6 protein-coding genes are annotated in these 4,926 nt (G+C 40.2%); 3 read left to right on the forward strand and 3 right to left on the reverse strand.

The window, feature by feature from the left end; genetic code table 11:
• The first annotated feature begins 380 nt into the window (after positions 1–380).
• Entirely contained in the window at positions 381–776 is a 396-nt protein-coding gene (locus Q0081_RS07005) for a hypothetical protein (protein WP_298350680.1), read from the forward strand.
• A 45-nt stretch (positions 777–821) separates the two neighbouring features.
• On the opposite strand, the gene ychF is transcribed toward Q0081_RS07005, so the two are convergent.
• Both ychF and Q0081_RS07015 read right to left on the reverse strand, forming a co-directional pair.
• The gene (gene ychF / locus Q0081_RS07010) at positions 822–1,919 is read right to left on the reverse strand and encodes a redox-regulated ATPase YchF (RefSeq protein ID WP_298350682.1); all 1,098 of its coding nucleotides are present in this window, start codon (positions 1,917–1,919) and stop codon (positions 822–824) included.
• Positions 1,920–2,152: 233 nt separating this feature from the next.
• The gene (locus Q0081_RS07015) at positions 2,153–2,476 is read right to left on the reverse strand and encodes a DUF3276 family protein (RefSeq protein ID WP_298350688.1); all 324 of its coding nucleotides are present in this window, start codon (positions 2,474–2,476) and stop codon (positions 2,153–2,155) included.
• Positions 2,477–2,742: 266 nt separating this feature from the next.
• Between Q0081_RS07015 and Q0081_RS07020 the strand changes: the two genes are divergently transcribed.
• Positions 2,743–3,192, forward strand: coding sequence for a septal ring lytic transglycosylase RlpA family protein (locus Q0081_RS07020; protein WP_298350684.1), 450 nt, complete (start codon positions 2,743–2,745; stop codon positions 3,190–3,192).
• Between the two features lie 90 nt (positions 3,193–3,282).
• Entirely contained in the window at positions 3,283–4,197 is a 915-nt protein-coding gene (locus tag Q0081_RS07025; RefSeq protein ID WP_298350686.1) for a DUF58 domain-containing protein, read from the forward strand.
• Positions 4,198–4,262: 65 nt separating this feature from the next.
• Here the strand turns inward: Q0081_RS07025 and Q0081_RS07030 are convergent, their stop codons facing one another.
• Entirely contained in the window at positions 4,263–4,808 is a 546-nt protein-coding gene (locus Q0081_RS07030) for a peptidylprolyl isomerase (RefSeq protein ID WP_298350690.1), read from the reverse strand.
• Positions 4,809–4,926: the final 118 nt, after the last annotated feature.

The following is a 4,926-nucleotide window of genomic DNA, read 5'->3' on the forward strand; positions in this document are numbered from 1 at the left end:
AAAACTGGGCAAAGTGCTTTTTGTATCATTCGTTCTGTCATTGATACGCTCCTCAAAAGGAAACTTGAGGTATTACCGTACCTTACTCAAATCATCAAATTACAACCTGGGTAGTAACATTTCTTTTTTTAGAAAGTTAGTATTAAAAACAGGCATTTTTGCTCCATTTTATGGGAAATCGTACCAAATAAAATTTGGATTTGGGTAATTTTTTTGATTGGCATGATTTTTTAACTAAAAGTACTTTAAAACAGACTGGAGGTTTTCTTTAAATAGTTTTATATTTTGTTAAAAAAATTATGAAAAATGATTTTTGTATGCAAGCTTTGTTTGTAAATAAGTAAAAATGCTAAGTACTCCAAAAATCAAAATGTAAAGAAATGAATTATCTGCCACCCGTTTATCTGACACCACACCTCTACATGACCAACGAAGAAGTGGCGATTGTAGATGCTTTGATAGACCACCATGAAATGCCTCAAAAATTTGATAGCAATCGCGTTATCTCGTATTTTGAAGGAGAAAATTTTTGTTTGGTTCTGTATTTTGCCGACCTTGATGACCGAGGCTTTCAGAAATATGTAGTCAACGACTTTTCAGTCAATGTAGAAGAAATGTGTTATTTGTCTTCTTCGCTCAGCAAAATGATTGAATCAGGCTATAACATTCACCTGATGAGTCAGGCCCGAAACCGGGTAGATAACATGATTCCGATGTGTGGAACGTTTCGGGCTTTGTTTGGCAAAAAGAAATCGAAAGAAATGGAAGAGTGGTAGTTCTGAAAAGTAGAGTGCCGGGTAGGAAAACCCGGCACTCTAAAATTATACGTTAAATCGGAAGTGCATAATGTCACCGTCTTTTACGACGTATTCTTTCCCTTCTACTGAAATTTTACCGGCATCCCGGCAACCCGCTTCTGTTTTGTACTGCACAAAATCGGGTAATTTTATTACTTCTGCGCGAATAAAGCCGCGTTCAAAGTCGGTGTGAATCACCCCCGCAGCTTGCGGTGCTTTCCAACCGCGCTGAATGGTCCATGCTCTTACTTCTTTTACACCTGCCGTAAAGTACGTAATCAAATTAAGGATGGAGTAAGAAGCCCGAATGAGTTTGTTAAGACCCGATTCAGTTAATCCATATTCTCCCAAAAACAACGTCCTTTCGTCTATGTCTTCCATTTCGGCAATTTGGGATTCGATGGCAGCACAAAGTACAATTACCTCGGCGTTTTCGTCAGCTACGGCAGCTTTGAGTTGATCCACGTATTCGTTACCCGTCAAAATCGCATTTTCATCCACGTTGGCTACGTAAATGACGGGTTTAACAGTCAGCAGTTGCAAGTCTGAAATGACTTCTTTTTCTTCGTCGGTCAATCCAACTGCCCGCACACTTTTGCCATGCAATAAGGCGGTCTTGACACGATTTAAAATTTCGAGTTCGACTTTGGCTTTCGCATCCCCTACGCGAGCGGCTTTCTCAACGCGGGCGTATTTTTTTTCAATGGAATCCAAATCTTTAAATTGAAGTTCCAAATCAATGATTTCTTTATCGCTGACGGGATTAACACGCCCTTCTACGTGAACGATATTATCATCGGCAAAGCAGCGAACTACGTGGATGATGGCATCTACTTCGCGGATGGTGGCCAAAAACTGATTGCCCAGCCCTTGCCCTTTACTGGCACCGCGTACGAGTCCGGCGATATCCACGATTTCGACGATGGTAGGAACCATGCGTTGCGGCTTGACCAGTCCTTCCAGAACCTGCATCCGATCGTCAGGAACTTCCACTACACCCACGTTGGGTTCAATGGTACAAAAAGGATAATTGGCCGCTTCGGCCTTTGCACTTGATAAAGCACTAAATAAGGTGGATTTGCCTACATTAGGCAATCCGACAATACCACATTGGAGAGACATTCCGGAGTTTGGATTTTACAGTTTGGAGTTTGTGAAGTTTATGATTTTGCAATTTTAGCATTCACTAATCGTAGCGTCGAGCCACTCAGTATTCACTAAATCACAATTCACTAATTCACAATTGGTAATTAAGGCGCAAAATTAGTCTTTTTCGTCGTAGCTGCAAAACCAAAAAGCCTCCGGCAGAAACCGGAGGCGCGGAGTATAGGGTAGGATAGGTTAGGAAATAAATGCTATTCCCACTTTAAATCGCTGCCACTGAAATCTTCTGACTCTTCGCGTACGGCGTACTGCGAAAAATCAATATTGGGCATCAATTCAGTTTTAATGTGATCAACAGTGTTTTGAAGGGCATCTACAAACTTATCGAAGTCTTCTTTGTAGAGAAACATTTTGTGTTTTTCATAGGCGAAGCCATCTCCCTGCGGGAAACGGCGACTTTCGGTAATTGTTAGGTAGTAATCATTGGAACGAGTTGAACGCACATCAAAAAAATAGGTTCTTTTGCCGGCTTTTACACGCTTGGAGTAGATTTTCTCTCTGTCTTTATCTTCCACTATCCTTATCAGGTTTAAGGGTTTAACCAAACGCTAAAGTACGGGTTTTGTTGCTTGCTGTCAAAATTTTTTTAAAATAAAGTTATTGATTTTTACGTTATTATATCCTTGCTGAAGTAAGCCGATTTGTATGAAACGTAGTTCGTATTTATTTTTTGCTTAGTTTTCAGCCCTTAAACTCAAAAAGGGTTGCATTTTTTTGAGTAAGCTTCGAGGAAGATGGTTGGTGAAAATGTTATTTTTATGAATACTTACCCCAAAAACCTATGTATTCTACTACTTTTTATCTGCTTTTGTTAGTAGCGCTTATCGAAAGAAATCCCGTGTCTGCCCAACTATTGGGAAAAGAAGAAAAAGGGAAAGCATCTTTCTATGCGCAAATGTTTCATGGTCGTAAAACTTCGTTGGGCGAAAGTTTTAATCAAAAAGAGTACACCGCAGCTCATCGGTCATTGCCGTTTAATACAATGGTAGAAGTCACCAATGTATTAAATAAGCGGTCTGTGATTGTGAGAATTACTGACCGTGGTCCCTATCATCACTCTCGCTTGATAGACTTGACTCGTGCAGCAGCTCAATATTTAGGCATTGTCGGTTTGGGAGTTGCCACGGTTCATCTTCGTGTTGTGGGTATGGAAGGAATGGTTCTGCTGGGAAAAGATGAAATCATTACCGATACGGGAGATATTATTGAGCGAACCCTTTCCAACGAATAATTTTAATGAATACTGTCTGTGCATTTTCGTCGTTAATCATCAACAGAAAATTGTATATTAGAGGCCGTTTTACATTTAACTTATTTATGAATGGCTACACGTAATCTCGATATTGCTAGCGTAAGGCAATATGGTAATTTAGAGTTTTTGGCTCGGCAGTTGGTAGAAGGGTTCATTACAGGTCTTCACAAATCTCCTTTTCACGGTTTCTCGGTTGAATTTGCCGAGCATCGCCTTTATAATACGGGCGAAAGTACGCGTCATATTGACTGGAAGGTGTTTGCCAAAAGCGACCGCCTCTTTGTGAAACGCTACGAGGAAGAAACCAATTTACGTTGTCATTTACTGATAGATACGTCGTCTTCGATGTATTATCCCGAGCCCAATCATGAAAAAATAACTTTCAGTGTAATGGCCGCGGCAAGTATTGCTAATTTGCTTCAACGCCAAAAAGATGCCGTAAGTTTGTGCACTTTTTCGGATAAAATCGAAATCCAAACGCCGATAAAATCCACGCCTACGCACGTTCATAAGCTGTTTTTAGAACTGGAAACCGTACTCAAACGACCTAAATCTCAGCGTAAAACGGCCGTAGCGGATGTTCTGCACGAAATCGCCGAGAAAATTCACAAACGCTCCTTGGTGGTGATTTTCAGTGATATGTTTGAAGACATCAACGAAACTGATCGTATTTTTTCGGCTATGCAACATTTGCGGCACAATCTGCACGAAGTGTTATTGTTTCACGTCACAGACCGCCGTACTGAAGAAGAGTTTGCATTTGACGACCGCCCGTATGAATTTATAGATTTGGAATCGGGGGAACGAGTTAAGATTCAGCCCGGCCAAGTGAAGAAGCAGTATCAGGAAGCCGTTAAAAAGTTTTATCATGAACTTCGTCTTAAATGCGGACAGTACAAAATAGATTTTATAGAAGCTGATGTAGCCAAGGGATACGATCAAATCCTGACGGCTTATTTGGCGAAACGTAATAAAATGCGATAAGAAAATAAACCTGTAAGGTTCTTGAAACCTTACAGGTTTGATTAAAGGCTATGAAAAAACGGTAGTTATTCCAACGTTTTCTCGTAGCCTTTTTGTTTTAGTTCTTTAGCTGTCAATTTAATGATATTTACATCCAACGTAATGGGCTTTAGTGGCATATCCGTTGTATCAGTTTTAACGGCTACAATAACATCCACAATGTCCATTCCCTTGAATACCTGATCAAAAACCGTGAATTTGTCGTCCAAGCGCGCCAATCCTTTTTTGTTTTGGACAATATAAAACTGACAACCGGCCGACAGCATTTCAGGATTGTTATCACGGCCGGCACCCACTGCACCATAGATGTGACGAATCTCTTTTCTGAACTCAGGTTTCAATAAATAAGGGGAATCAGCAAAACTGGCAGGAGTATCGGGACACCCGCCCTGAGCTACAAAATTGTTGATGACACGATTGAAAGTAAGCGTATCCCAATAGTTTTCGTTGGCAAGCTTGATAAAACTGGCTTTGTGATTGGGCGTTTCGTCATACAACCAAAAAAGAATTTCTCCCCTATTCGTTTTGATTTGACCTACTGGGTAGGTTTTTTCTTTGTAGGTAGAGCCTATTAAGCAATCAAGTAAAAGTAATCGTGTATTTAGTTTTGACTTCCACTAAAATATTATCGACTGCTTTTTTGAGGGAGTCTTTACATTTGTAGTCTTCTAATTTAAGCCAAAAATGTTT

It is taken from the genome of Runella sp. (assembly GCF_027484545.1).
Lineage (GTDB): Bacteria > Bacteroidota > Bacteroidia > Cytophagales > Spirosomataceae > Runella.